Source organism: Vreelandella neptunia, from assembly GCF_034479615.1.
Classification (GTDB): domain Bacteria; phylum Pseudomonadota; class Gammaproteobacteria; order Pseudomonadales; family Halomonadaceae; genus Vreelandella; species Vreelandella neptunia.
This window is the reverse complement of sequence record NZ_CP140255.1, coordinates 317,340-341,596: the sequence shown is the minus strand read 5'-3', so window position 1 is coordinate 341,596 and position 24,257 is coordinate 317,340. Positions and strand designations below refer to the sequence as shown.

Below are 24,257 nucleotides of genomic sequence, written 5' to 3'. Positions count from 1 at the left end.
GACCAACCCAATGGTGATACGCACCAACCAAGCGCCTGACGAACGTCAGCTCGCCATTATTGCCCAGCAGCTTGGCCGCGCACCGCGTGGTATCGAAGCGGTAGCCGCTACCGACGGTGAAGGTACACCGCTAGTACTGCGCATGGCGCCGATTGTCGACGGCAAACCCTTCCCCACCCTGTATTGGCTCTGTTCCGATGTGCTGAAAGTTGAGATTTCCCGCATCGAAGCCGTTGGGGTTATCAAAGCGCTCGAACAACGCCTACAGGAAGAGCCTGAGTTTCTTGAGGCTTATCAACAGAGCCATCGCGACTATGTGACCGCTCGCTGGGACGCTATGAGCGATGCTCAGCGTGAAGAAGTCGCTAAATTGGGTTATACCGATGTGATGACCAAACGCGGTATTGGCGGCATTAGCAACTGGCACCAGATACGCTGCCTGCATACCCAGTACGCCCATCACCTGTGCGGTGACAATGTGATTGGGCAGTGGATGGATGAGCACTATCAGGTAGACCGCTATTTACCCTAAGCCCCTTTTAACCTAAGCCTCGTAGTAATCTCGCGTTCTTTTTGACTACGGTTTTAGTCACGTTCATTTTTTAACGACAGGGAATAAACGAATGGCTCGAATTTGCGTTTATCTTGGCTCCCGTGAAGGTAACAGCCCTGCCTTCCGCCAAGCGACCAATCAACTGGGACGCACGCTCGCTGAACGCGGCCACACGTTGGTTTACGGTGGGGCACGCGTTGGCCTGATGGGCGAGCTGGCTAACGCAGCACTTGAGGCCGGTGGTGAAGTCATTGGTGTCATGCCCGACCACCTGGTGGAGCGCGAACAGGCCCACTTTGGCTTAAGCGAGCTGATTAGGGTGCGCAATATGCACGAACGCAAAGCCACTATGGCGGCCAACGCCGACGCTTTTATTGCCTTACCCGGCGGGATTGGCACCTTGGAAGAGCTGTTTGAAATATGGACGTGGGGCTATCTAGGCTTGCATGAAAAACCCATGGGGTTGTTGAACATCGACGAGTTCTATTCACCGCTGCTGACATTTTTAGACAGCACGGTCAGCCATGGCTTTTTGGCGTCTCCCACCCGGGAGATGCTGTTCGACGCACCGTCACCCAATGAGTTGCTCGAGGTGCTGGAAGCCCAGCTATAAAACTGGAGAGGGAAGAGTGGCTAACGTCCCGGGTGCTCGGTGAGCTTGCGGGTATGCTGATAGGTCAGCTGCAGTAAGCGGGCATCTTCACCTGCCCGATGGCGGTGAATCCCCTGTTCGGCGATCAGCGCTTCTTTGGTGTCGCTCCACACTGCCTGCTGCTCTTCGCTAAGCAAAATCCTTAGCGCCTCAAGGCGAAAACGCGGCAGCATGCCCGCGTGATGAAAAAGCAGCGACAGCCAGGTATTGTCGTACCCCCAACTATCGCTGTACGCCTTACCCAGCTCGCGTAGTTCATCGTTCAGCCAGTGGGCGACCTGGCGTACCGGGTAGCCCTCCTGAATAAGGCGATCACGGGAGATACCATGCAGCAGTTCGGCCTTGGGATCCCAGTGCGTCCACTCTTCCAGCGGTTGAATGAGAAAAGCACAGCAGCTTCCATCGGCACGGGCGATGCCTACTTCAATGGGGTAGCTGCCGCGCCCAAATCCGGACGCTTCAATATCTAGCACTGTGGGTAGCGTCTCGGACACAACCTTCCTCACTCAATTAGAACGCGGTAACGCTTCACGCAGCGGCCACGTTATTTAGTGTCGGCTGATCCGCCTGTCGCTGCCAGTAAGCCGCACGCTCGCCATCTACCGCCAAGCCTAATTCACCCAGGCGATAAGCGCGAGCGAGCCGCTCCGCAGCTAGATAGTGCCCAGACTGGGCGGCGCGTGCGTACCAGGTCACCGCGTAATCTTCACGGCGCGGGTACTGAGCACAGCCGTGCTCGTGGATTTGTGCCACCTGGTACTGTGACTTTACATCTCCGGCATGCGCAGCTTCCAGAACGTACCGCGCTCCGCGCGCCTTGTCCTGGGGCGTCTGGCTGCGATGAAACAGCATATGGCCGTAAACGGAGAGCGCGTCAGGGTGACCCGCTTCCGCACAGCGCTTAAACAAGCGCATCGTTAAACGCTGGGTGCGCGGTGAACGCGGCAACAGCCAGTGATTATGAAACAGCCGTTCAGCTAGGCGAAATTCTAGCCGAGTAAACAACGTTGATGCCTGCAGCATGGCAAACCACCCTGCCTGTCTGTTGGAACCTTGGGCTAGCAGTCACAAAATAGCTACCAACCACACGAGAAACCGGCCTTTAGCCGGTCGATGGGCTGGCAAGCATACGCCTGCCTTTGCGACGACTCAACCCTATTAATTTGCTGCTTGCAATAAGCCTCGCTAACATGCCATTCATACGCCGTTTACCAGCCTGGTAATGGTGGCTTATCTTGTGGCAATTCCGCCTTAGTAAGGAGATAAAAATGCAAACGCGCCCACTTGGCAGAACCGGCTTGGAGGTAAGTCGACTCTGTTTAGGCACGATGACGTTTGGCGAGCAGAATAGCGAAGCTGAAGCCCACGAACAGCTTGATAGAGCCGTGGCGTTTGGCATCAATTTTATTGATACCGCAGAAATGTACCCCGTTCCCCCCATGGCCAAGACCCAGGGCTTAACTGAACGCTATATCGGCAGTTGGCTAAAGCAGCGTGGCGCCAGGGACGATCTGATCATAGCCACCAAGGCAGCAGGCCCAGGGCTTGACCATATACGAGGTGGGCCGCGTTTAACCCGTGAGCATATTCATCAGGCCATCGACACAAGCCTGGAGAGATTGAATACCGATTACGTTGACCTTTACCAACTGCACTGGCCCGACCGTCAAACCAATTTCTTTGGCAAGCTAGGCTACGTTCATAGCGAAAACGAAGATGCGACGCCGCTAGAAGAGACGCTTGATGCGCTGAAAGAGCTGGTTGATGCAGGCAAAGTACGGGCTATTGGGCTCTCTAATGACACGCCCTGGGGTGTGATGCGCTCACTGCAGCTTGCCGATAAGCTGGATTTACCGCGCGTGGCGTCTATTCAAAACCCCTATAACCTTCTTAACCGCTCTTTTGAAGTCGGCTTGGCGGAAATTGCCCACCGTGAAGATGTCGGCCTACTTGCCTATTCACCGCTAGGGTTTGGGGTACTCTCAGGTAAATACCTGAATGGCGCGCAGCCACCTAAAGGTCGTTTGACGCTGTATGAGCGCTTCAAGCGTTACACTTCGCCCGAAGCCGAAGCGGCCACCCAGGCTTACGTTGCGCTTGCTGAAAAGCACGAGCTGGATCCTGCACAAATGGCGCTGGCGTTTGTTAACTCACGCAGCTTCTTGACCAGCAATATCATTGGTGCGACCACCATGGAGCAGTTGGAAAGCAATCTTGCCAGCGAGAGCCTCAAGCTGGACAACGAAGTGCTAGAGGCAATCGAAGATATTCACCGCCGTATGCCCAATCCCTGTCCTTAAAACAAACACCCCTTAAAAACAGCCAACTCTCATAAGGCTATCACCGCTATAGCCTCGGCCTTTGCCGAGGCTTGGTATACTGAGCCCACTTATATCAGGCTTTTATTTATCAGGGCACGACCAGGAGCATGCGATGCTGAGCGTTATCTCTCCCGCCAAAACGCTGGACTTTGAAACCCCACCGACCACAGAGCAAGTGTCACAACCCGACTTTCTGAAACACAGCCAAGCGCTTATCACTATTTTGCGTGACTACTCGCCGCAGCAAATCAGCGAACTCATGGGTATCAGCGATAAATTGGCGGGCCTGAATGCGGCGCGTTTTGAGGAGTGGTGCCCTCCTTTCACTCTGAGCAATGCCAAACCTGCTGCACAGGCTTTTCAGGGCGACGTTTATAGCGGCCTGCAAGCGGAAAGCTTCAGCGAAGCGGAGAACCGTTACGCACAGTCGCATCTGCGCATACTTTCTGGCCTATATGGCCTGCTACGGCCCCTGGATTTAATTCAGGCCTACCGGCTGGAGATGGGTACCAAGCTGCCTAACAGTGCGGGTAAGGATCTGTATGCCTATTGGAAGCCCATCCTGGCACCTGCACTTAATGAAGCCATTGCTGAAAGCGGCTCCAACGTGTTGGTTAATCTCGCCTCCAATGAGTACTTCAAAGCGGTAGATACCAAGCAGCTTAATACCCGGATCATTACGCCGGTGTTTAAAGATGAGAAAAACGGCACCTTTAAAATCATCAGCTTCTATGCCAAAAAAGCACGTGGACTGATGAGCGCCTGGCTTATCCAGGAACAGGTGAACGATCCTGATAAACTCAAGGCGTTCGATGTGGCAGGCTATCGTTTCGATGCAGCGGCATCCCAGGGTGATACCTTTGTTTTCACCCGTAAAGAAGCCGATCGCTAAAGCGAACGGCCTAGAAGAAACGTACGGGGCGTGACGCGCGCGGTTTTAAAAAACGTTGGTGCGCCTCTTTGAACAGCGCTGTATCGCAGCGGTGAAGCCACTCATAAGCCACCATATCCGCCGTTACCGCCACAGCACCGCTCGCGCAGGCGCGCTCACGGGCAAACGCAGCCTCTTGCGGGCGGCGGCTGGCAGAGGCGTCACTCAGCCAGTACAGCTCGTAGCCTGCGTCTAATAGCCCTAATCCCGTTTGCAGCACGCAGATATGCGCTTCTGTTCCACACAGTACAATCTGTGTTTTACCCGTTGCGTTTAGCGCTTCACGAAATTCAGTTTCCGCCATGGCCCCAAAATGCTGTTTCTGCCAGAGCTGATAGTCATTTAGGCAGGCGAGCAGTGACGCCGAGGATCCCCCCAGTTTTTCTGGAGACTGCTCGGTTAACCAAACCGGCACCTCAAGCAGGCACGCCATTTCGCCTAGCCAAGCAGCCTCGTTAACGGCTTCTTGACCACCATCAATCACAGGCAGTAACCCCGCTTGGAAATCGACCATTAACAGCAAACTTTTATCGCGTTGTAGTAGCACGTTGCCTCCGCCTTTTTATCGTTATTTAGGCAACCATAATAGACGCGATACAAACAATAAAGCAGCCGCTTTTCAGCGACTGCTTCGGTTAACTCATCAAACAACCACTCGGCTTAGTTCTCGGCCGCATCTTCCATATCTTCGCCGAGCTCTTCCATGCTCTCACCGGCATCTTCTACGGCGTTATCAATGTTTTCACCCGCTTCTTCAGCAGGGCCTTGATCGTCACAAGCGATCAGTCCGCCCGCCATCAAAGCCATAAATAGAGCGATTGCTAACTTCTTGGCTACTTGCGTCGTCATACCGTTTCTCCTCCTGAGAATTTACTTCTGGGTACGTGCAACATAATACTAGATGCTGCGTGGCAACAATACCATGCCGAATGCACAAGCTATTGTTATATATGGCATAAAATATCAGAAAATCGCACGTTAGTATGAGATGCTTTTCTTCTGCGCAAACAAAAAACCCAGCCGATGGGCTGGGTTTCTTGTTAAATAAGTGCCTGACGATGACCTACTCTCGCATGGGGAGACCCCACACTACCATCGGCGCTAAGCGGTTTCACTTCTGAGTTCGGCAAGGGATCAGGTGGTTCACGCGTGCTATGGTCGTCAGGCGTAACTGTTAATGTACATCATGCTGACTGTTTTTAACTAAATTGTGATCGTCTCATTGCCTGCCGCCCTGGCATTCTTTTGCTGGGGCCACACGCTGCGTATCCGGCATTCATTCACGTCATCATTACGACCAGACCCCTTGGGTGTTATAGGGTCAAGCCTCACGGGCCATTAGTACACGTTAGCTCAACGCCTTGCAGCGCTTCCACACCGTGCCTATCAACCAGCTGGTCTCGCTGGGCCCTTCAGGAGGCTCTAGGCCTCAGGGATGTCTCATCTTGAAGGGGGCTTCCCGCTTAGATGCTTTCAGCGGTTATCCCGTCCGACCATAGCTACCCGGCAATGCCACTGGCGTGACAACCGGAACACCAGAGGGTCGTCCACTCCGGTCCTCTCGTACTAGGAGCAGCCCTTCTCAAACATCCAACGCCCACGGCAGATAGGGACCGAACTGTCTCACGACGTTCTAAACCCAGCTCGCGTACCACTTTAAATGGCGAACAGCCATACCCTTGGGACCGACTTCAGCCCCAGGATGTGATGAGCCGACATCGAGGTGCCAAACACCGCCGTCGATGTGAACTCTTGGGCGGTATCAGCCTGTTATCCCCGGAGTACCTTTTATCCGTTGAGCGATGGCCCTTCCATACAGAACCACCGGATCACTAGAACCTGCTTTCGCACCTGCTCGACGTGTCTGTCTCGCAGTCAAGCACCCTTATGCTCTTGCACTCAATGCACGATGTCCGACCGTGCTGAGGGTACCTTCGTGCTCCTCCGTTACTCTTTAGGAGGAGACCGCCCCAGTCAAACTACCCACCACACACTGTCCTCGATCCGGATAACGGACCTGAGTGAGAACGCCAATGATGCCAGGCTGGTATTTCAAGGTTGGCTCCGCCCGAACTGGCGTCCGAGTTTCAAAGCCTCCCAGCTATCCTACACAGGCAACATCAGCGTCCAGTGTGAAGCTATAGTAAAGGTTCACGGGGTCTTTCCGTCTAGCCGCGGGTACACCGCATCTTCACGGCGATTTCAATTTCACTGAGTCTCGGGTGGAGACAGCGTGGCCATCATTACGCCATTCGTGCAGGTCGGAACTTACCCGACAAGGAATTTCGCTACCTTAGGACCGTTATAGTTACGGCCGCCGTTTACCGGGGCTTCAATCAAGAGCTTCGCCTTGCGGCTAACACCATCATTTAACCTTCCGGCACCGGGCAGGCGTCACACCCTATACGTCCGCTTGCGCGTTAGCAGAGTGCTGTGTTTTTAATAAACAGTTGCAGCCACCTGGTATCTTCGACCGGTTCGGGCTTAGAGAGCAAGTCTCATCACCCTACGCCGGCGTGCCTTCTCCCGAAGTTACGGCACCATTTTGCCTAGTTCCTTCACCCGAGTTCTCTCAAGCGCCTTGGGATTCTCACCCTGACCACCTGTGTCGGTTTGGGGTACGGTCGCACATGATCTGAAGCTTAGAGGCTTTTCCTGGAAGCGTGGCATCAGTGACTTCCTGACCGTGGTCAGTTCATCTCGTGTCTCGGCCTTAAAGGATCCCGGATTTACCTAAGATCCAAGCCTACTCACTTTCACCAGGACAACCAACGCCTGGCTCACCTAGCCTTCTTCGTCCCCCCATCGCAACCATGTCCGGTACGGGAATATTGACCCGTTTCCCATCGACTACGCCTTTCGGCCTCGCCTTAGGGGCCGACTCACTCTGCTCCGATTAGCGTCGAACAGAAACCCTTGGTCTTCCGGCGAGGGAGTTTTTCACTCCCTTTATCGTTACTCATGTCAGCATTCGCACTCGTGATACCTCCAGCGAACTTCTCAATTCACCTTCATTGGCTTACACGACGCTCCTCTACCGCGAATCCATATCGAAATATGAACTCACCCGTAGCTTCGGTACCTGGTTTAGCCCCGTTACATCTTCCGCGCAGGCCGACTCGACTAGTGAGCTATTACGCTTTCTTTAAAGGATGGCTGCTTCTAAGCCAACCTCCTAGCTGTCTGAGCCTTCCCACATCGTTTCCCACTTAACCAGGATTTCGGGACCTTAGCTGACGGTCTGGGTTGTTTCCCTTTTCACGACGGACGTTAGCACCCGCCGTGTGTCTCCCACGCTCTACTCACCGGTATTCGGAGTTTGCCTCGGGTTGGTAAGTCGGGATGACCCCCTAGCCGAAACAGTGCTCTACCCCCGGCGGTAATACGTGAGGCGCTACCTAAATAGCTTTCGAGGAGAACCAGCTATCTCCGAGCTTGATTAGCCTTTCACTCCGATCCACAAGTCATCCAAATCTTTTTCAACAGATCCTGGTTCGGGCCTCCAGTTGATGTTACTCAACCTTCACCCTGCTCATGGATAGATCGCTCGGTTTCGGGTCTATATCCAGCGACTGTGTCGCCCAGTTAAGACTCGGTTTCCCTACGGCTCCCCTATACGGTTAACCTCGCCACTGAATATAAGTCGCTGACCCATTATACAAAAGGTACGCAGTCACAGAACAAGTCTGCTCCTACTGCTTGTACGCACACGGTTTCAGGATCTATTTCACTCCCCTCTCCGGGGTTCTTTTCGCCTTTCCCTCACGGTACTGGTTCACTATCGGTCAGTCAGGAGTATTTAGCCTTGGAGGATGGTCCCCCCGTCTTCAGTCAAGGTTTCTCGTGCCCCGACCTACTCGATTTCACATGATCAGATTTTCGACTACGGGGCTATCACCCGCTACGGCCAGACTTCCCAATCTGTTCGCCTAATCATTCACATGCTTAAGGGCTGGTCCCCGTTCGCTCGCCGCTACTAGGGGAATCTCGGTTGATTTCTTTTCCTCAGGGTACTTAGATGTTTCAGTTCCCCTGGTTCGCCTCTTACACCTATGTATTCAGTGTAAGATACTGACCTTATGGCCAGTGGGTTTCCCCATTCAGAAATGTCCGGGTCACAGGTTGTTGCCACCTCACCGAACCTTATCGCAGGCTACCACGTCTTTCATCGCCTCTGACTGCCTAGGCATCCACCGTGTGCGCTTAATTGCTTGACCCTATAACCCGAAGGAGTCTGGGGTTCGCAATAATCACGTTTCATTTTGCCGGATACGCTTGCGCGTATCACAATTTAAGAAGCACTTCTTGCGAAGTGTTCTTGTCAGCATGATATACATTGTTAAAGAGCGACTGCTATAAGCAGTGATAAGCGTTTTTTCACTTTAAAAAAAGAAGACCTTTTTCTTTTTCTAAGCTAGAAAAGCATTCGCTTATCACTGCTCATACAACAGCTATCTGATCAGGTAATTCATTGTGGACGCTTACCGACTGTGACGCATCGTTTAAGGAGGTGATCCAGCCGCAGGTTCCCCTACGGCTACCTTGTTACGACTTCACCCCAGTCATGAACCACACCGTGGTGATCGCCCTCTTGCGTTAGGCTAACCACTTCTGGTGCAGTCCACTCCCATGGTGTGACGGGCGGTGTGTACAAGGCCCGGGAACGTATTCACCGTGACATTCTGATTCACGATTACTAGCGATTCCGACTTCACGGAGTCGAGTTGCAGACTCCGATCCGGACTGAGACCGGCTTTAAGGGATTCGCTGACTCTCGCGAGCTCGCAGCCCTTTGTACCGGCCATTGTAGCACGTGTGTAGCCCTACCCGTAAGGGCCATGATGACTTGACGTCGTCCCCACCTTCCTCCGGTTTGTCACCGGCAGTCTCCTTAGAGTTCCCGACATTACTCGCTGGCAAATAAGGACAAGGGTTGCGCTCGTTACGGGACTTAACCCAACATTTCACAACACGAGCTGACGACAGCCATGCAGCACCTGTCTTACAGTTCCCGAAGGCACACCAGAATCTCTTCCGGCTTCTGTAGATGTCAAGGGTAGGTAAGGTTCTTCGCGTTGCATCGAATTAAACCACATGCTCCACCGCTTGTGCGGGCCCCCGTCAATTCATTTGAGTTTTAACCTTGCGGCCGTACTCCCCAGGCGGTCGACTTATCGCGTTAACTTCGCCACAAAGTGCTCTAGGCACCCAACGGCTGGTCGACATCGTTTACGGCGTGGACTACCAGGGTATCTAATCCTGTTTGCTACCCACGCTTTCGCACCTCAGTGTCAGTGTCAGTCCAGAAGGCCGCCTTCGCCACTGGTATTCCTCCCGATCTCTACGCATTTCACCGCTACACCGGGAATTCTACCTTCCTCTCCTGCACTCTAGCCTGACAGTTCCGGATGCCGTTCCCAGGTTGAGCCCGGGGCTTTCACAACCGGCTTATCAAGCCACCTACGCGCGCTTTACGCCCAGTAATTCCGATTAACGCTTGCACCCTCCGTATTACCGCGGCTGCTGGCACGGAGTTAGCCGGTGCTTCTTCTGCGAGTGATGTCTTTCCTAATGGGTATTAACCACTAGGCGTTCTTCCTCGCTGAAAGTGCTTTACAACCCGAGGGCCTTCTTCACACACGCGGCATGGCTGGATCAGGGTTGCCCCCATTGTCCAATATTCCCCACTGCTGCCTCCCGTAGGAGTTCGGGCCGTGTCTCAGTCCCGATGTGGCTGATCATCCTCTCAGACCAGCTACGGATCGTTGCCTTGGTGAGCCATTACCTCACCAACTAGCTAATCCGACATAGGCTCATCCAATAGCGGGAGCCGGAGCCCCCTTTCTCCCGTAGGACGTATGCGGTATTAGCCTGGGTTTCCCCAGGTTATCCCCCACTACCGGGCAGATTCCTATGCATTACTCACCCGTCCGCCGCTCGTCAGCATCTAGCAAGCTAGATCTGTTACCGCTCGACTTGCATGTGTTAGGCCTGCCGCCAGCGTTCAATCTGAGCCATGATCAAACTCTTCAGTTTAAGATCTATGTGATCCTTACATGTCACCCAAAGGCAACAAAAGCGGATCAAACTTGGCTCAAGGTTCAAACGAATTCATTCAAAACAGATCCCAAAGGACGAATCCTTTAAAACCCTATTGCTTGAGTCGCTTGCCTTGATATTTGGTGATTTGTCACCAACATCAGCAAGCGCCCACATGAATTACCTGATCAAATTGTTAAAGAGCTGTTTCGCTGTTAGGTTGCTGTGAAAGCAACCGGGCTGCCGTTGACTTGGCTTGCCTCAGCGAGGAAGGCGTATTCTACGCATTTCCTGGTGTTTGTCAACCGCTGTTTTTAGCGAGTGAAGCGAGCGATGAAACCGGCTCTAACTTCCTGACAAACCAAGGCTTTTACACCTTATGCACCGCTGGTAACGCTTGGCGTCCCCGGCAGCGGATGCGTACTTTACGGATTCGCTGCCGGGTTGGCAAGAGCTTTTTGACAGAAAATTCAAATAAGCGTCACACGGGCGTAACGTTTCTTACCCGCTTGGATAACGTAGCTCTTACCTGTCGCCAGCATGGTGTCTTTGGCAACGACGTCGCCGTCGACCTTGACCCGGCCATTACCCAGCATATCTTTGGCTTGGGCGCTGTTGTTCGCGAGCTCTGCTCGATTGAGCACTGCCGCAATAGGTGCTTGTTCACTGCCCTCAAAATCGACCGTGACTTCGGGCAGGTCTTCCGGAAGTTCGCCATCGGCCAGTTGATTACCCGCAGACTTGTGCGCATTGGCGGCTGCTTCATCGCCGTGGTAGCGGGCAATTAGCTCACGGGCCAGCTCCATTTTGATATCCCGCGGGTTCGCGCCCTGCTCAACGCTCTGCTTGAGCGCGTCAATCTCTTCGTTCGATTTCAAAGAGAGTAGCTCAAAATAGCGCCACATTAAGCTATCCGGCATAGAGACCAGCTTATTGAACATCGATCCCGGCGCTTCATCGACACCAATGTAGTTGCCCAGGGACTTCGACATCTTCTGCACGCCGTCTAACCCTTCCAACAGCGGCATGGTAATTACTACCTGGGGCTCCTGACCGAAGTGCTTTTGAATCTCACGCCCCATCAGCAGGTTGAACTTCTGGTCGGTACCGCCCAGCTCCACATCCGCTTCAAGGGCTACCGAGTCATAGCCTTGTACCAGCGGGTAGAGAAATTCGTGGATAGCAATAGATTGATTGGCTTTATAGCGCTTTTCAAAGTCATCCCGTTCCAGCATACGGGCAACGGTGCTTTGGGCAGCCAGCTCAATCATTTTGGCAGCGGAGAGTTCGCCAAACCATTCGGCGTTAAAGCGCACCTCGGTCTTTTCAGGGTCGAGAATTTTAAACACCTGCTCTTTATAAGTTTCGGCGTTGGCTTTCACGTCCTCTTCGGTGAGCGGTTTGCGCGTCACGTTCTTTCCGGTAGGGTCTCCAATACGCCCGGTAAAGTCACCGATCAAAAAGATAACCGTGTGCCCCAAGTCCTGGAACTGGCGCATTTTGGTCAGCAACACGCTGTGCCCCAGGTGCAAGTCAGGGGCCGTGGGATCAAAACCCGCTTTGATACGCAGTTTGCGGCCTGAAGCCAGCTTCTTTTTTAACTCATCCTCTACCAGGATTTCATGCGTACCCCGCGACAGCAGCGCTAAAGCCTGATCCACCTCACTCATTGCCTCTCTCCACTATAAAGAACCGCCCTTACCGGGCTCAGGTGATAAATAGCCGACGATGTTACCATGCTCGTTCGCCTTGGTTGAGCCTTGGCTGCGCTTTAGCCCCGCTTTGTACGAGTCTGCTTATGAAAACACCTACCGCTTCGCCGCTTTACTATATTGGCCTGATGTCCGGCACTAGTCTGGACGGTATTGATGCAGCGCTTATCGCCATCGAAAATGATTCGCCGCCGCGCCTGTTGGCGACCCACGCAGAACCGATGCCGGACGAGCTTCATCGCCTACTATTTAAGCTGTGTCATGCGGATCAGGTCAGTTTTGCGCAACTCGCAGCAGCCGAGCACGCGTTCTGCCAATGCCAGGCCCAAGCCGTGCAGCACTTATTAGCCCCCCTTTCAGTGGGTATAGAACAGATCAATGCCATCGGCAGCCACGGCCAAACCGTTGAGCATGCCCCCGCAGGCCACGGCGACGGCCCGGCGTATACACTGCAGTTGGATAATCCAAGCTTGCTGGCAGAACTCACCGGCTGCACGGTGGTGGCCGATTTTCGTCGCAGAGACTTAGCCGCAGGCGGTCAAGCGGCACCGCTGGCACCGGCGTTTCATCAGGCGCTATTTGGGCGAGCAGACGCGCATCAGTTGGTGCTTAATTTAGGCGGCTTTGCCAATCTCACCTGGCTCTCTAGCCAGCCGACCGATCCAGTGATCGGATTTGATACCGGCCCCGCGAATGTTTTACTGGATGGCTGGTTTGCCTTGCACCAGGGCGGCCGCTTTGACCAGGACGGCGATTGGGCCGCTAGCGGCAATGTAGATGAAGCGCTCTTAGCCCGGTTGTTATCAGAACCGTTTTTCCAGCAGCCACCGCCGAGAAGCACAGGGCGTGAACTCTTTCATCTGGATTGGCTTCAAAAACATCTCAGCGGCCAGGAGGCCGCCGCCGATGTTCAGGCGACGCTGGCTGAACTCACCGCTGTCAGTGTCGCCCAGGGGATTGAACAGCTCCGGATAGATAGTGGCCCGCTCGCGCTGATTACTGCTGGTGGCGGCGCTCACAACGGCTACTTAATGCAGCGCCTTGCCCATCACCTGCCTCGCGCCACGCTCACTTCGCCAGCGGCGTACGGCTGGCCTGAAGACTGGATTGAAGCGGGCGCCTTTGCCTGGCTGGCTCACCAGCGGTTGAATCATCTGCCTGGCAACTTGCCCTCGGTCACTGGCGCGCAGGGCCCCCGGGTATTGGGCGGCATTTATGCTGCATAGCTTTTGCTGAATTGCTTATGCTGAGTTGCTTAGAACTGCACTCAGAGTCGCTCAGTAATCATCGCCATCGCGCAGCCCTAGATGGCTAGGCACCTGTTCATCTAGTGACAGGTTACGCCCCTTGGCGTCACTGACGTTGAGCAGCATTCGCAGGTCGTTAGCCGAGTCGGCGTGAGCCATGGCCACCTCCCTACTGATATGCCCCGCCTGATGCAGGTCATGCAGCGCCTGATCAAAGGTTTGCATCCCGGCATCGCGGGACTTGGCCATCGCTGCTTTAATCTCGGCGACCTCCCCTTTACGGATCAAGTCGGCAATGCGCGGCGACTGCAGCATGATCTCAATAGCCGCACGGCGCCCACCAGCAAGCGTGGGCAGCAGTTGCTGGGCGACGACCGCACGCAGATTCAACGAAAGATCCATCCATATCTGCTCATGGCGTTCATGGGGAAAGAAGTGAATGATGCGCTCCAGCGCCTGGTTAGCGTTATTGGCATGCAGTGTCGCCAAACAGAGGTGACCGGTTTCAGCAAATGTCAGCGCGTGTTCCATGGTCTCCCGAGTGCGGATTTCACCAATCAGAATCACATCCGGCGCCTGGCGCAGGGTGTTTTTAAGCGCCACCTCAAACGACTCGGTATCAATCCCCACTTCGCGCTGATTCACTATGGCGCGCTTATGCGGGTGCAAATACTCAATCGGGTCTTCGATGCTGATGATATGCCCACCGACGGTCTCGTTACGCTGCTGAATCATCGCCGCCAGGGTCGTTGATTTACCCGTTCCCGTGCCGCCCACCACCAGCACCAGCCCACGCTTGGCCTGAGCTAATTCTGCCAACTGCTCCGGTACGCCCAGTGCATCCAAGCGAGGAATTTCAATCGCGATGCTGCGTACCACCATGGCCATCTGGTTGCGCTGCTGAAACGCGCTGACCCGAAAACGCCCTTTGCCCTCGCGACTGAGGGCAAAATTCGCCTCTCGCTCACTGGCAAAACGTTCCCGCAACCCTTCCGGCAGCGCATGGGTGACCAGTTCATTAACCTGATGGGTGGTTAAACGCTGCTGACCCAGCGGCACCAGGCCATCGGGCATTTTTAGGCTTGGCGGCGCGCCCACAGAGATGAGCAGATCGGAGGCGTTCTGCTCAACCATAATATCGAGCAGCTCATGCAGCCATTGAGTAGGCGAAAGCTCGACAGACGGCGCTTGAATTGAACTGTCTTTATTCATCTTTTATCGCCAGCGTTCCCTTCGCACTCAGCTGCGCCTCTTCCAAACTTACCGTACCGTCTTTCACTAACCGAGACAGCGCGGCATCCAGGGTTTGCATGCCCAGGCTGCCGCCGGTCTGAATGGCCGAGTACATCTGCGCCACTTTGTCTTCGCGGATCAAGTTGCGCACCGCAGAAGTGGCAATGAGGATCTCATGGGCCGCTACGCGTCCGCCGCCCTGACGTTTAAGCAGCGATTGCGACACCACTGCCTGGAGTGATTCTGAGAGCATGGAGCGCACCATGGCTTTCTCTTCACCGGGAAAAACATCAATGATCCGATCGATTGTCTTGGCAGCAGAAGTGGTATGCAGCGTCCCCAGCACCAGATGGCCGGTTTCAGCCGCGGTCAATGCTAAACGGATGGTCTCCAGATCACGCAGCTCGCCGACCAGGATCACATCCGGGTCTTCACGCAGCGCGCTGCGCAACGCATCGGCAAAGCTATGGGTGTCGCGATGCACTTCGCGTTGGTTAATCAAACAGCGCTTGCTGGCGTGGACAAATTCAACGGGATCTTCAATGGTGAGAATATGCTCGTAACGATGATCGTTAATGTAATCGATCATCGCGGCCAGCGTGGTGCTCTTGCCCGACCCCGTTGGCCCAGTCACCAGCACCAGGCCCCGCGGCAACATCGCCAGGCGCTCGAACACCTCACCGAGCCCCAGGGTCTGCATGGAGAGCACCTGATTAGGAATGGTGCGAAACACGGCTCCCGCCCCGCGCGCTTGCGTAAAGGCGTTAACGCGGAAGCGGGCGATCCCCGGCACTTCAAAGGAAAAATCAATTTCCAGGTGCTCTTCGTAGTCGCGCCGCTGACGATCATTCATGATGTCGTAGATCAATTTGCGCACATCATTATTATCGATAGCGGGCACATTGAGCCGACGAATGTCACCATCAACACGTATCATGGGCGGCAAACCGGCCGAAAGGTGCAAGTCAGAGGCATTCTGCTTTGCCGAGAATGCTAGCAGTTCGGTAATATCCATCTCTCTTCCCAGCTGCGGTAAGGTGCTTGAGTATGACAGACATTGCGCTTAACGAGTCACTCGGCCATTCATATGCTCAGGCGCTTGAACGCCTGCATAACGCATTAGAAAACGCGGGGCGCTCCCAGGGTGCAGCCAAGCTACTGGCGGTCAGCAAAACCAAGCCTGCGGCGATGATTCGTCAGGTTTGGCAGTTGGGTCAGCGTGAATTCGGTGAAAACTATTTGCAAGAAGCGCTGGAAAAGCAGACCGAGCTTACTGACCTTGACGGCATTGTATGGCATTTCATTGGCCCCCTGCAGTCCAACAAAACCCGCTCTGTGGCCGAGCACTTTGACTGGGTGCACAGCGTCGACCGGCTAAAAATAGCCAAACGCCTTAGCGAACAGCGCCCAACGCACCTTGCGCCACTTAATATCTGCCTGCAGGTTAATATCAGCCGCGAAGAGAGCAAAGCCGGTGTGCTGCCCGAGGCGTTAGAAGAATTGGCCAGGGAAGTCGCCACGCTGCCAAATTTGCACCTGCGCGGCTTGATGGCGATCCCCGCACCGGCAAAGGATATAAGCGCTCAGCGCCAGCCATTGGCAGCACTACGCGAGGCTTTTACCGCCTTACAAAGCAGTTTGCCAGACGCGCCCCTTGATACGCTCTCGATGGGCATGAGCGACGATTTAGAAGCGGCGGTGCTGGAAGGCGCCACGCTGGTGCGTTTGGGCACCGCCATTTTCGGCGCTCGCCCATCGGCTTAGACGACAAGTAGCTTACTTTTTTACGTAGAACACTTTTACTAAAGGGACACCTACCATGGCGAATCAGATTACCTTCATTGGGGCTGGCAATATGGCCAGCGCCATTATCGGCGGCCTAATCGACAGCGGCGTCGCGCCTTCTACTATTACCGCCACCGCGCCGAATGACAGCGAACTGGCAGCGATTAAACAACGCTTAGGCATCAATACCGACACCGACAACAATGCGGCGGTGGCTGAGGCCGATGTAGTGGTACTCGCAGTGAAGCCGCAGATCATGCGCAACGTCTGCGAAGCGTTGCGCGACAGCGTTCAGCGCCAGAAACCGCTGGTAATTTCGATTGCCGCTGGGCTGGATGCCGACACAATCGACCAGTGGCTAGGTGGCCAAAATGCCATGGTTCGCTGCATGCCCAACACGCCCTCGCTGGTCGGTTATGGCGCCAGCGGGCTCTACGCCAATGCCAACGTCAGCGATGCCCAGCGGGAAGTGGCCACCCAGTTAATGGAAGCGGTCGGCATTGTGGAGTGGGTAGAAGAGGAAGCCCTATTAGACGCAGTCACCGCTGTTTCGGGCAGTGCCCCGGCCTACTTCTTTCTGATGTTCGAAGCCATGGAAGAAGCCGCAGTTAAACTCGGCCTACCTGCCGCCACCGCGCGCCGTCTGGCTATTCAAACCGCGCTGGGTGCCGCCACCATGGCACAGCAGAGCGATAAAGACCCGGCCACGCTAAAACAGAACGTCATGTCGCCGGGCGGCACCACCGAACGTGCCATTCAACATATGGAAGAGGCACAATTGCGCACCACGATTGCCGACGCCATGCAGGCCTGCGCCGACCGCGCCCAGGCAATGGCCAAGGAACTAAGCGGCAGCTAACACAGCCATTCGGCTAACAAAGCCGTTAAGCTACCGGATCATTAAGGAGACATAATAATGGGCAATGAATTGGGCAGTGCAGGGTTAATGCTGGTAAATACCCTCATCAATATTTACCTCTTTTTACTCATGCTGCGCTTCCTGCTGCAGGCGTCGCGGGCGGATTACTACAACCCGTTAAGCCAATCGGTGGTCAAAATCACCCAGCCGGTAGTCGGGCTATTTCAAGGCTTTTTAGGCCCGGTGGCTGGCCGCTTCGACCTCGCCACCTTAGCGGCAGGTTTTGTATTGAAGGTGGTTAGCATCATCGCCATCTTTATGGTCATTGGCGTTGGCATGCCGCCCATTGCTGGACTGCTGATTGCCGGTGTGGCGGCGTTGGCAAATGCGATTTTAAAAATCTACTTCTTCGCCTTGATTGTGATGATTATTTTGAGCTGGGTAGCGCCCAACGCCAGCCATCCAGGCGCTCTTCTCGTCATGCAGCTGGTGGAGCCGATTATGGCACCAGTGCGCAAGGTGATCCCTGCGCTGGGCATGATCGATTTATCGCCTATCGTGGTGTTTATCGCCATTAACCTGATCGATGGTTTGGTGGTCGGCTCCCTGATTCGTGCGGCGGGCATTTCAGGCGCGCTGGTCGGGCTGTGATGGTGACTGCCAACCCCGCACTCCAAGAGCTAATTCAGTCGCCCTCTTTCAGCAGGACTAGCACCTTCAATGCCTGACTCAGATACGCTTGCATTTGCAGACCGACCGGCGGGCTCCGTCGGCGTGGTCACCCCGCACTTGGCACGCTTCGACACGCCGCTCGCTCTCGCCTGCGGCAAAGTGCTGCCTGCCTACGAGCTGATTTACGAAACCTATGGCACATTGAATGCCGATCGCAGTAACGCGGTACTGATTTGCCACGCGCTCTCAGGTCACCACCATGCCGCGGGCTATCACAGCGAAGAAGACCGCAAGCCCGGCTGGTGGGATGCCCATATTGGCCCCGGTAAAGCGATCGACACCAACCGTTTTTTTGTTGTGTCGCTCAATAACCTGGGGGGCTGCCATGGCAGCACCGGGCCGGTCAGCCACAACCCCGACACCGGCCGCCAGTGGGGGCCTGAGTTCCCCATGGTCACGGTGAGCGATTGGGTGGCCAGCCAGGCGCGGCTTGCCGACCACCTGGGGATTGAGCGCTGGGCCGCCGCGGTGGGCGGCAGTCTGGGCGGCATGCAGGTGATGCAGTGGACCATGACCTACCCGGAGCGGGTGGCCAACGCGGTGGTGATTGCCGCCACGCCGCGGCTCTCGGCGCAAAATATCGCCTTTAACGAAGTAGCTCGCCAGGCAATTCGCTCTGATCCGGAGTTTTTTGACGGCTGGTACGCTGAGCACGACACCGTGCCCAAACGCGGACTAAAGCTGGCGCGTATGGTAGGCCATATCACCTACCTGTCAGAAGACGCCATGGGCAGCAAGTTTGGCCGCGACCTGCGTAGCGACGACCTCAACTTTGGCTTTGACGTTGAGTTCCAGGTGGAGTCCTACTTGCGCTATCAGGGCGATACCTTCTCCACGGCCTTTGATGCCAATACCTACCTGCTGATGACCAAAGCGCTGGACTACTTTGACCCTTCTGCCACCCAAGGGGGCGACTTAGCCAAAGCCCTGGCCCCAGCGCAGTGCCCGTTTTTGATTGTTAGCTTTACCACCGACTGGCGCTTTCCGCCCTCGCGCTCCCGCGAGCTGGTCGATGCGCTCATTCGTGCGGGCAAAGCGGTTAGCTACGCCAACATCGACTCGCCCCATGGGCACGATGCTTTCTTACTCTCAGAGCCGCGCTACGACGCCATCTTTAGCGCCTTTATGAACCGCGCTTCCCGCGAGCTTAATCTCGCCGAAACGAGCGGAGATGAAGCGGGTAAAGATAAAGCGAGCCTGGAGGAGACGCCATGATGCGCGCCGATCTTGAACTGATTTATGACTGGGTGCCCGAAGGGGCCCACGTCCTCGACCTCGCCTGTGGCGACGGCGAACTGCTGGAGACGCTGGCGAAAAATAAAGGCGTGACCGGCTATGGCCTGGAAATCGACCACGACGGCATTAATGCCTGCGTCGCCCGTGGCGTCAGCGTGATTGAGCACAACCTGGATGACGGCTTAAGCAGCTTCTGCGATAACAGCTATGATCAGGTGATCATGACCCAGGCCCTGCAGGCGCTGCGCCGGCCCGACAAGATGCTTGATGAAATGCTGCGCGTCGCCGAAGAGGGCATCATTACCTTCCCCAACTTCGCCTACTGGCGTCACCGCGTTCATTTGGGTCTGCGCGGCTATATGCCGGTATCCAAATCGCTGCCCCACGCCTGGTACGACACGCCCAACATCCACCTTTCAACGTTCAACGACTTTGAGCATCTGTGCCGCGAGAAGGGTCTGATGATTGTTGATCGCGCGGTGGGCGTGGGAGATCATCAAGGTCACTGGAAATCGCGGCTTTGGCCCAATCTATTTGGTGAAATTGCCATTTTCCGCGTTCGCCGACGCTAGGCTTAAACATTCAACTTATCGATCATCCAAGGAGCCACGCCATGTTACGCAGATTAATGATCGGTGCCGCCCTTGTCGGCACGCTCTTAGCCGCCGCTGGGGCCAACGCTGAGCAGTTCGTCAGCGTGGGCGATTACGAGATTCACTACAGCGCGGTGAACAGCAGCTTTTTGACCCCGGAAGTGGCCCAGGCGAACAACCTCCAGCGCAGTGCAAACCGCGGCCTAGTCAATGTTAGCGTTCGCGAGCGCAAGGACGATGGCAGCACCCGCCCCGTTAACGCCAGCGTACAGGGCCACGTTAGCGGCTTGACGGGCGTTCAGGAGTCGCTCAGCTTTCGCACCGTGCATGACGGCGATGCGACCTACCACCTGGCGCCTTTTACCATGCGCGAAGATGAAAGCATGCGCTTTGAGCTAAGCGTGCGCTACGACCGCAACGCCGCCCCCGAGCCGGTGAACTTTATTCAGCGTTTTTATATTGATCGCTAAGTCGTACCTAGAAACATGTAAATTAGCATCCAAAGCGCCGAGGGTTGGTGTAAGCAAGGGTCTTTCGCCATGGATGGCGAAAGTAGCGCCCAGGGAAGGGTTCACAGCGCCCTTGCGTCACCTGCCCTCGGCAAGCTCATGCCACTTTAAAGCCGTACAGGCAGGCTACGGGTTAACCGCACTCCAATGGGGCGCTGTTGCTCCCGGATCACGTCAATACCATAGGCCAGCACTTCCACCCCGCTGGCCGAGGCCTCCGCGAGAGCTGCTGCGTAAGTCGCGTCGATATGGGCAGCGGCGGCCACGTCAGCAATGCCTTCGTGGGCAACACAAAACAGCAGCACCGCCCGCTCGCCCTGCTCTGCCAGCACTCGCAGCGAATGCAGATGCTTGGTACCGCGCACGCTTACCGAGTCCGGAAAGTAGCCGTGGCCGTCCGGCTCTTTGAGGGTGACCTGCTTCACCTCGATATACGCCCGCCCCCGTTCTGGGTCGTCCAGCCTAAAATCCAGGCGGGCGTCGGCTACTTTCACCTCCCGGCGCAAAGTGGCGTAGCCCGCCAAGGGTGCCAACTCCCCCGCCTCCAGCGCCGCTTCCACGATGCGATTAGCGCGGCCGGTATGCACCGAGGCGAGCGCCACCTGCCCGCTGGCTTGGGGCAGCTCGATAAACTCCCACGTCCAGGCAAGCTTGCGCTTGGGGTTATCGCTGGGTGACAGCCACACCCGGCACCCTGGCACGTTCACCGCCTTCATTGAGCCGGTATTGGGGCAGTGGGCGACGACGTCGCGACCATCATCCAAACGCACATCGGCGAGAAAGCGCTTATAACGCTTGATCAGCGTGCCCGGTACCAGCGCCGGATAAGGTAGCATCACAGCCTGCCCACAAAGCGTGTAATCCGCGCCACTGCCTCTTCCAGGCGGGCCACATCATTGGTAAACGCAATGCGCACATGGTGTTCGCCGCCGCGTACGGCAAAATCAATACCCGGGGTAATCGCCACGCTCTCTTCCTGCAGCAGGCGCTCGCAGAAGGCCTGGCTATCATGGCTGTAGCGGGAGATATCCAGCCATAGATAAAACGCCCCCTGGGGTGGGAGATCCGGTGCCAGCCCCAAGCCTGCAAGGCCCTCCAGCAGAACCTGGCGGCGCTCTTTCAGGGTTTCACGGCGCTGTTCAAGAATCCCCCGGCACTCGGGCGTAAACGCCGCCAGGGCGGCATGCTGCGACGGCGTCGGCGCGGCCAGAAACATATTCTGCGCCAGTCGGGTTAATGGTTCTACCGCATGCTCCGGCGCCACCAGCCAGCCCAAGCGCCAGCCGGTCATACCAAAATATTTTGAGAAGCTGTTGACCACAAAGGCGTTGGCGGAGAGCGACGTTGCCGACAGCGGCGCATCGTCGTAGTTGAGGCCCTGATAAATCTCATCGACGATGACCTCGCCTTCGCGCTCAGCGACCGCTGCCAGCACTGCAGAGAGCTGTTGCGCACTCAACGTGTGGCCGGTGGGGTTGGAGGGCGAAGCCAACATTGCCAGGCTAGTATCCTCACGCCAATGCTGCGCCACCAAGGCGGCATCCAACTGCCAACCGCTATCACGCCCCACGGAGATCGCATCAATCTCAGCGCCCGCCAGGGCCATAAAGTGGCGGTTGCAGGGGTAGTTAGGGTCAGCCATCAGCACCCGCGAGCCGCTTTCGACTAATAGCTGGCTGGCCAGCAGCAGTGCCCCCGACGCCCCTGGGGTTACCAAAATACGCGCTGGATCTACCGTAGCATTAAAGTGCTCAGCGTAATGCCCGGCGATCGCCTCGCGCAGCGCGGGGAGCCCCGCCGCTGGGGTATAGCGGGTATGGCCACTGACCAACGCCTGCTGCCCGGCAGCGATAATCGGCTCGGGGGTAGCAAAATCCGGCTCGCCTACTTCCAGGTGAATCACATCAAAGCCGGCGGCTTCCCGCGCCTGGGCCATTTCCAGCAGATGCATGACCCGAAAAGGGGCAACGTGATCGACACGCGAATTCCAGGCCATAACGGCTCCTTCATCTAATCATTTTTGAAACTGGACAAATATTGAAAAACTAACTAAAACATGGCGCTAGTCATATTCAAGGTCAAACATTCGTCGAAAGCTCACCATTATGCTTGCAACCCAGTCATTTTTCAGCTAAACAAGCATCCCTTTGGCGTGAGATCGTGACAATCGCTCATGGTCGATCAGTAGTCACATATGTAAGGGGCAGTCCCATGCCAGTAGCAGAAAAGAAACCGGAAGCGTCCAAGTCCTTCACCCCGTATGAGCCAGCGCCGGGTGAAGAGTATATGAACGAGCAGCAGCTAGCGCACTTCCGTCAGCTGCTGCTGGATTGGAAACAGGATCTCATGGAAGAGGTGGATCGTACTGTACGCCACCTGCAGGAAGATGCGAACAACTACGCCGACCCCGCCGACCGTGCTACCCAGGAAGAGGGCTTTAGCCTGGAGCTACGTACCCGGGATCGCGAGCGTAAGCTGCTCAAGAAAATTAACGAGACGCTAGATAACATCGATGATGACGATTACGGCTTCTGCGAAGCCTGCGGCGTTGAAATCGGCATTCGTCGTTTAGAAGCTCGCCCCACCGCCACCCTTTGCGTGGATTGCAAAACCCTGGCGGAACTCAAAGAGAAACAGCTAGGCGGCTGAGCGCTAAAAGACCGTGCTACTCGAACGCGGGCACCTTAGGGTGCCCGTTTTTGTGAATGGCTTTTTGTGAATAGCTTTTTGTGAATGATCAGCCCCTCTCAACAATGACGCTACCATGATTGATTTTGCTCGCTACCGGGGGCGCTTTGCCCCTACGCCCTCTGGCCCGCTGCACTTTGGCTCTTTGGTCGCCGCCTTAGGCAGCTATTTAGACGCCCGCGCAGCGGATGGGCAGTGGCTGGTGCGCATTGAAGATATCGACCCACCTCGCTGCCCTGAAGGCGCGGCGAGCACTATCCTGCGCCAGCTGGAAACCTTCGGCCTGGAGTGGGACGAAGCGATAATGTGGCAGCACAACCGCGGCGATGCTTACCAGCAGGCGCTTGACCAACTTATCCAACTCGGCCTTGCCTATCCCTGCAGCTGTTCGCGTAAGCAGTGGCAGGCGTTTGATATTTACCCCGGCTGGTGCCGCGATGGCGTTTGCGATGCGAACAAACCGCTGGCCTGGCGGCTGCGCAGCGACCGTGGCGAAAGCCCTATTCGCTGGCAAGACCGACTGTTTGGCGATCAGCAGTTTGACCCGGCTGAACTGGGCGATGTGGTATTAAAGCGCAAAGATGCCCTATGGGCGTATCAGCTCGCCGTGGTAGTGGATGACGCCGAGCAGCAGATTACCGATGTGGTACGCGGGCTCGATTTGCTCGATAACACCCCTTGGCAGCGCCAACTGCAGAGCGCGCTTCAGCTGCCGCAGCCGCGCTACCTGCACTTGCCGCTCATCGTGACCCCTGAAGGCCAGAAACTCTCTAAGCAAAACCTGGCCCCGGCTCTTGCAGAAGACGAGCAGGAAGTGCGCCAGCAGCTCTTTCAGGCGCTGGAAGCGCTTGATCAGGCACCACCCCAAGAACTTGCCTCAGAGCCCCCCGCGACTCAGCTACACTGGGCGGTAGCGAACTGGTCGTTGTTACGCTTAAGCCCAACGGCACACCGTTTAAATCCCCCCTCACCTCCAGCAGGAGATTGATATGTACGTCTACCGCATCATGCTGTTTTTGGTGTTTGGCGGCTACCTGCTCTCTCCGCTCCTGATGAATGGCTGGAGCGATCCTGAGGCTGCCTGGTACCGACCGTTTGCGATTTGGGGTGGCTTGATTGCGCTTACCCTCTGGCTGGAGCAGAAGAGAAAGCTTGATGAACGTTGAG

The 24,257-nt window shown here is 55.8% G+C and carries 23 protein-coding genes and 3 rRNA genes; 14 read left to right on the top strand and 12 right to left on the bottom strand.

The annotated features are described in order from the left end of the window. Positions 1-10: 10 nt before the first annotated feature. Together SR894_RS01670 and SR894_RS01665 are read left to right on the top strand one after the other, a co-directional pair. Positions 11-532 carry a DUF501 domain-containing protein gene (locus SR894_RS01670; RefSeq protein WP_133731081.1) on the top strand — a complete coding sequence of 174 codons (522 nt, stop codon included), beginning with the start codon at positions 11-13 and terminating at the stop codon, positions 530-532. A 91-nt stretch (positions 533-623) separates the two neighbouring features. After that, entirely contained in the window at positions 624-1,166 is a 543-nt protein-coding gene (locus tag SR894_RS01665; RefSeq protein ID WP_088698781.1) for an LOG family protein, read from the top strand. Positions 1,167-1,186: 20 nt separating this feature from the next. Here the strand turns inward: SR894_RS01665 and SR894_RS01660 are convergent, their stop codons facing one another. Both SR894_RS01660 and SR894_RS01655 read right to left on the bottom strand, forming a co-directional pair. Then, the gene (locus SR894_RS01660; protein WP_027957659.1) at positions 1,187-1,699 is read right to left on the bottom strand and encodes a hypothetical protein; all 513 of its coding nucleotides are present in this window, start codon (positions 1,697-1,699) and stop codon (positions 1,187-1,189) included. A 34-nt stretch (positions 1,700-1,733) separates the two neighbouring features. Further along, positions 1,734-2,228 carry a tetratricopeptide repeat protein gene (locus SR894_RS01655; protein ID WP_071695160.1) on the bottom strand — a complete coding sequence of 165 codons (495 nt, stop codon included), beginning with the start codon at positions 2,226-2,228 and terminating at the stop codon, positions 1,734-1,736. A gap of 245 nt (positions 2,229-2,473) precedes the next feature. Between SR894_RS01655 and SR894_RS01650 the strand changes: the two genes are divergently transcribed. Both SR894_RS01650 and yaaA read left to right on the top strand, forming a co-directional pair. Next, positions 2,474-3,505 carry an NADP(H)-dependent aldo-keto reductase gene (locus SR894_RS01650; protein ID WP_133731082.1) on the top strand — a complete coding sequence of 344 codons (1,032 nt, stop codon included), beginning with the start codon at positions 2,474-2,476 and terminating at the stop codon, positions 3,503-3,505. Positions 3,506-3,638: 133 nt separating this feature from the next. Continuing rightward, positions 3,639-4,418 (top strand): peroxide stress protein YaaA, encoded by a 780-nt coding sequence (gene yaaA / locus SR894_RS01645; protein WP_133731083.1) that lies wholly within the window; start codon positions 3,639-3,641, stop codon positions 4,416-4,418. A 10-nt stretch (positions 4,419-4,428) separates the two neighbouring features. On the opposite strand, the gene SR894_RS01640 is transcribed toward yaaA, so the two are convergent. The 6 genes from SR894_RS01640 to tyrS all read right to left on the bottom strand — a co-directional run bounded on the left by SR894_RS01640 (position 4,429) and on the right by tyrS (position 12,166). Continuing rightward, positions 4,429-5,004 (bottom strand): isochorismatase family protein, encoded by a 576-nt coding sequence (locus SR894_RS01640; protein WP_133731084.1) that lies wholly within the window; start codon positions 5,002-5,004, stop codon positions 4,429-4,431. 113 nt (positions 5,005-5,117) lie between these two features. Then, a complete protein-coding gene (locus SR894_RS01635; protein WP_133731085.1) occupies positions 5,118-5,306 on the bottom strand; it encodes a hypothetical protein in 189 nt (62 codons plus the stop codon). 201 nt (positions 5,307-5,507) lie between these two features. Then, a 5S ribosomal RNA gene (gene rrf, locus SR894_RS01630) occupies positions 5,508-5,623 on the bottom strand. Positions 5,624-5,774: 151 nt separating this feature from the next. Beyond that, positions 5,775-8,674, bottom strand: a 23S ribosomal RNA gene (locus tag SR894_RS01625). Positions 8,675-8,960: 286 nt separating this feature from the next. Next, positions 8,961-10,493, bottom strand: a 16S ribosomal RNA gene (locus tag SR894_RS01620). The 16S, 23S and 5S rRNA genes sit together here, the layout of an rRNA operon. A gap of 473 nt (positions 10,494-10,966) precedes the next feature. Further along, positions 10,967-12,166: a tyrosine--tRNA ligase gene (tyrS, locus tag SR894_RS01615; RefSeq protein ID WP_035582992.1), complete on the bottom strand. Its 1,200-nt coding sequence runs from the start codon at positions 12,164-12,166 to the stop codon at positions 10,967-10,969. 128 nt (positions 12,167-12,294) lie between these two features. Between tyrS and SR894_RS01610 the strand changes: the two genes are divergently transcribed. Continuing rightward, positions 12,295-13,434, top strand: a complete 1,140-nt coding sequence (locus SR894_RS01610) for an anhydro-N-acetylmuramic acid kinase (RefSeq protein ID WP_133731565.1) — start codon at positions 12,295-12,297, stop codon at positions 13,432-13,434. A gap of 51 nt (positions 13,435-13,485) precedes the next feature. Here the strand turns inward: SR894_RS01610 and SR894_RS01605 are convergent, their stop codons facing one another. Both SR894_RS01605 and SR894_RS01600 read right to left on the bottom strand, forming a co-directional pair. Next, positions 13,486-14,667, bottom strand: coding sequence for a PilT/PilU family type 4a pilus ATPase (locus SR894_RS01605; RefSeq protein ID WP_133731566.1), 1,182 nt, complete (start codon positions 14,665-14,667; stop codon positions 13,486-13,488). Then, complete coding sequence (locus SR894_RS01600) at positions 14,660-15,703, bottom strand: type IV pilus twitching motility protein PilT (RefSeq protein WP_133731567.1); 1,044 nt, start codon at positions 15,701-15,703, stop codon at positions 14,660-14,662. The genes SR894_RS01605 and SR894_RS01600 overlap by 8 nt, the downstream gene beginning before the upstream one ends. Before the next feature lie 32 nt (positions 15,704-15,735). Here SR894_RS01600 and SR894_RS01595 point away from each other — a divergent pair, with 32 nt between their 5' ends. The 6 genes from SR894_RS01595 to SR894_RS01570 all read left to right on the top strand — a co-directional run bounded on the left by SR894_RS01595 (position 15,736) and on the right by SR894_RS01570 (position 20,363). Continuing rightward, positions 15,736-16,452 (top strand): YggS family pyridoxal phosphate-dependent enzyme, encoded by a 717-nt coding sequence (locus SR894_RS01595; protein ID WP_133731568.1) that lies wholly within the window; start codon positions 15,736-15,738, stop codon positions 16,450-16,452. Positions 16,453-16,507: 55 nt separating this feature from the next. Then, positions 16,508-17,332 carry a pyrroline-5-carboxylate reductase gene (gene proC, locus SR894_RS01590; protein WP_133731569.1) on the top strand — a complete coding sequence of 275 codons (825 nt, stop codon included), beginning with the start codon at positions 16,508-16,510 and terminating at the stop codon, positions 17,330-17,332. Between the two features lie 57 nt (positions 17,333-17,389). Next, the gene (locus tag SR894_RS01585; RefSeq protein ID WP_133731570.1) at positions 17,390-17,983 is read left to right on the top strand and encodes a YggT family protein; all 594 of its coding nucleotides are present in this window, start codon (positions 17,390-17,392) and stop codon (positions 17,981-17,983) included. A 69-nt stretch (positions 17,984-18,052) separates the two neighbouring features. Then, entirely contained in the window at positions 18,053-19,279 is a 1,227-nt protein-coding gene (gene metX / locus SR894_RS01580) for a homoserine O-succinyltransferase MetX (RefSeq protein WP_133731571.1), read from the top strand. Then, the gene (gene metW, locus SR894_RS01575) at positions 19,279-19,872 is read left to right on the top strand and encodes a methionine biosynthesis protein MetW (RefSeq protein WP_133731731.1); all 594 of its coding nucleotides are present in this window, start codon (positions 19,279-19,281) and stop codon (positions 19,870-19,872) included. The genes metX and metW overlap by 1 nt, the downstream gene beginning before the upstream one ends. A gap of 41 nt (positions 19,873-19,913) precedes the next feature. Beyond that, entirely contained in the window at positions 19,914-20,363 is a 450-nt protein-coding gene (locus tag SR894_RS01570) for a DUF4426 domain-containing protein (RefSeq protein WP_133731572.1), read from the top strand. A gap of 146 nt (positions 20,364-20,509) precedes the next feature. Here the strand turns inward: SR894_RS01570 and sfsA are convergent, their stop codons facing one another. Then, positions 20,510-21,238: a DNA/RNA nuclease SfsA gene (gene sfsA, locus SR894_RS01565; protein WP_223288910.1), complete on the bottom strand. Its 729-nt coding sequence runs from the start codon at positions 21,236-21,238 to the stop codon at positions 20,510-20,512. Beyond that, entirely contained in the window at positions 21,238-22,398 is a 1,161-nt protein-coding gene (locus tag SR894_RS01560) for an aminotransferase class I/II-fold pyridoxal phosphate-dependent enzyme (RefSeq protein ID WP_133731574.1), read from the bottom strand. Before SR894_RS01560 ends, sfsA begins: the two co-directional genes overlap by 1 nt. Positions 22,399-22,613: 215 nt before the next feature. Here SR894_RS01560 and dksA point away from each other — a divergent pair, with 215 nt between their 5' ends. The 3 genes from dksA to SR894_RS01545 all read left to right on the top strand — a co-directional run bounded on the left by dksA (position 22,614) and on the right by SR894_RS01545 (position 24,256). Further along, positions 22,614-23,051 carry an RNA polymerase-binding protein DksA gene (gene dksA / locus SR894_RS01555; protein WP_007111809.1) on the top strand — a complete coding sequence of 146 codons (438 nt, stop codon included), beginning with the start codon at positions 22,614-22,616 and terminating at the stop codon, positions 23,049-23,051. Between the two features lie 115 nt (positions 23,052-23,166). After that, positions 23,167-24,078 carry a tRNA glutamyl-Q(34) synthetase GluQRS gene (gene gluQRS / locus SR894_RS01550; protein ID WP_133731575.1) on the top strand — a complete coding sequence of 304 codons (912 nt, stop codon included), beginning with the start codon at positions 23,167-23,169 and terminating at the stop codon, positions 24,076-24,078. A 1-nt stretch (position 24,079) separates the two neighbouring features. Beyond that, positions 24,080-24,256 carry a hypothetical protein gene (locus SR894_RS01545; protein WP_007111811.1) on the top strand — a complete coding sequence of 59 codons (177 nt, stop codon included), beginning with the start codon at positions 24,080-24,082 and terminating at the stop codon, positions 24,254-24,256. Position 24,257: the final 1 nt, after the last annotated feature.

Excerpts from the sequence above, each read along its gene's own strand:
- SR894_RS01670 (WP_133731081.1), top strand. The coding sequence starts at position 11 with ATGGTGATACGCACCAACCAAGCGCCTGACGAACGTCAGCTCGCCATT.
- SR894_RS01665 (WP_088698781.1), top strand. The coding sequence starts at position 624 with ATGGCTCGAATTTGCGTTTATCTTGGCTCCCGTGAAGGTAACAGCCCT.
- SR894_RS01650 (WP_133731082.1), top strand. The coding sequence starts at position 2,474 with ATGCAAACGCGCCCACTTGGCAGAACCGGCTTGGAGGTAAGTCGACTC.
- metX (WP_133731571.1), top strand. The coding sequence starts at position 18,053 with ATGCCTGACTCAGATACGCTTGCATTTGCAGACCGACCGGCGGGCTCC.
- proC (WP_133731569.1), top strand. The coding sequence starts at position 16,508 with ATGGCGAATCAGATTACCTTCATTGGGGCTGGCAATATGGCCAGCGCC.
- SR894_RS01545 (WP_007111811.1), top strand. The coding sequence starts at position 24,080 with ATGTACGTCTACCGCATCATGCTGTTTTTGGTGTTTGGCGGCTACCTG.
- SR894_RS01605 (WP_133731566.1), bottom strand. The coding sequence starts at position 14,667 with ATGAATAAAGACAGTTCAATTCAAGCGCCGTCTGTCGAGCTTTCGCCT.
- SR894_RS01570 (WP_133731572.1), top strand. The coding sequence starts at position 19,914 with ATGTTACGCAGATTAATGATCGGTGCCGCCCTTGTCGGCACGCTCTTA.
- SR894_RS01655 (WP_071695160.1), bottom strand. The coding sequence starts at position 2,228 with ATGCTGCAGGCATCAACGTTGTTTACTCGGCTAGAATTTCGCCTAGCT.
- sfsA (WP_223288910.1), bottom strand. The coding sequence starts at position 21,238 with ATGCTACCTTATCCGGCGCTGGTACCGGGCACGCTGATCAAGCGTTAT.
- SR894_RS01560 (WP_133731574.1), bottom strand. The coding sequence starts at position 22,398 with ATGGCCTGGAATTCGCGTGTCGATCACGTTGCCCCTTTTCGGGTCATG.
- SR894_RS01610 (WP_133731565.1), top strand. The coding sequence starts at position 12,295 with ATGAAAACACCTACCGCTTCGCCGCTTTACTATATTGGCCTGATGTCC.
- dksA (WP_007111809.1), top strand. The coding sequence starts at position 22,614 with ATGCCAGTAGCAGAAAAGAAACCGGAAGCGTCCAAGTCCTTCACCCCG.
- SR894_RS01600 (WP_133731567.1), bottom strand. The coding sequence starts at position 15,703 with ATGGATATTACCGAACTGCTAGCATTCTCGGCAAAGCAGAATGCCTCT.
- SR894_RS01585 (WP_133731570.1), top strand. The coding sequence starts at position 17,390 with ATGGGCAATGAATTGGGCAGTGCAGGGTTAATGCTGGTAAATACCCTC.
- tyrS (WP_035582992.1), bottom strand. The coding sequence starts at position 12,166 with ATGAGTGAGGTGGATCAGGCTTTAGCGCTGCTGTCGCGGGGTACGCAT.
- yaaA (WP_133731083.1), top strand. The coding sequence starts at position 3,639 with ATGCTGAGCGTTATCTCTCCCGCCAAAACGCTGGACTTTGAAACCCCA.
- metW (WP_133731731.1), top strand. The coding sequence starts at position 19,279 with ATGCGCGCCGATCTTGAACTGATTTATGACTGGGTGCCCGAAGGGGCC.
- gluQRS (WP_133731575.1), top strand. The coding sequence starts at position 23,167 with ATGATTGATTTTGCTCGCTACCGGGGGCGCTTTGCCCCTACGCCCTCT.
- SR894_RS01635 (WP_133731085.1), bottom strand. The coding sequence starts at position 5,306 with ATGACGACGCAAGTAGCCAAGAAGTTAGCAATCGCTCTATTTATGGCT.
- SR894_RS01595 (WP_133731568.1), top strand. The coding sequence starts at position 15,736 with ATGACAGACATTGCGCTTAACGAGTCACTCGGCCATTCATATGCTCAG.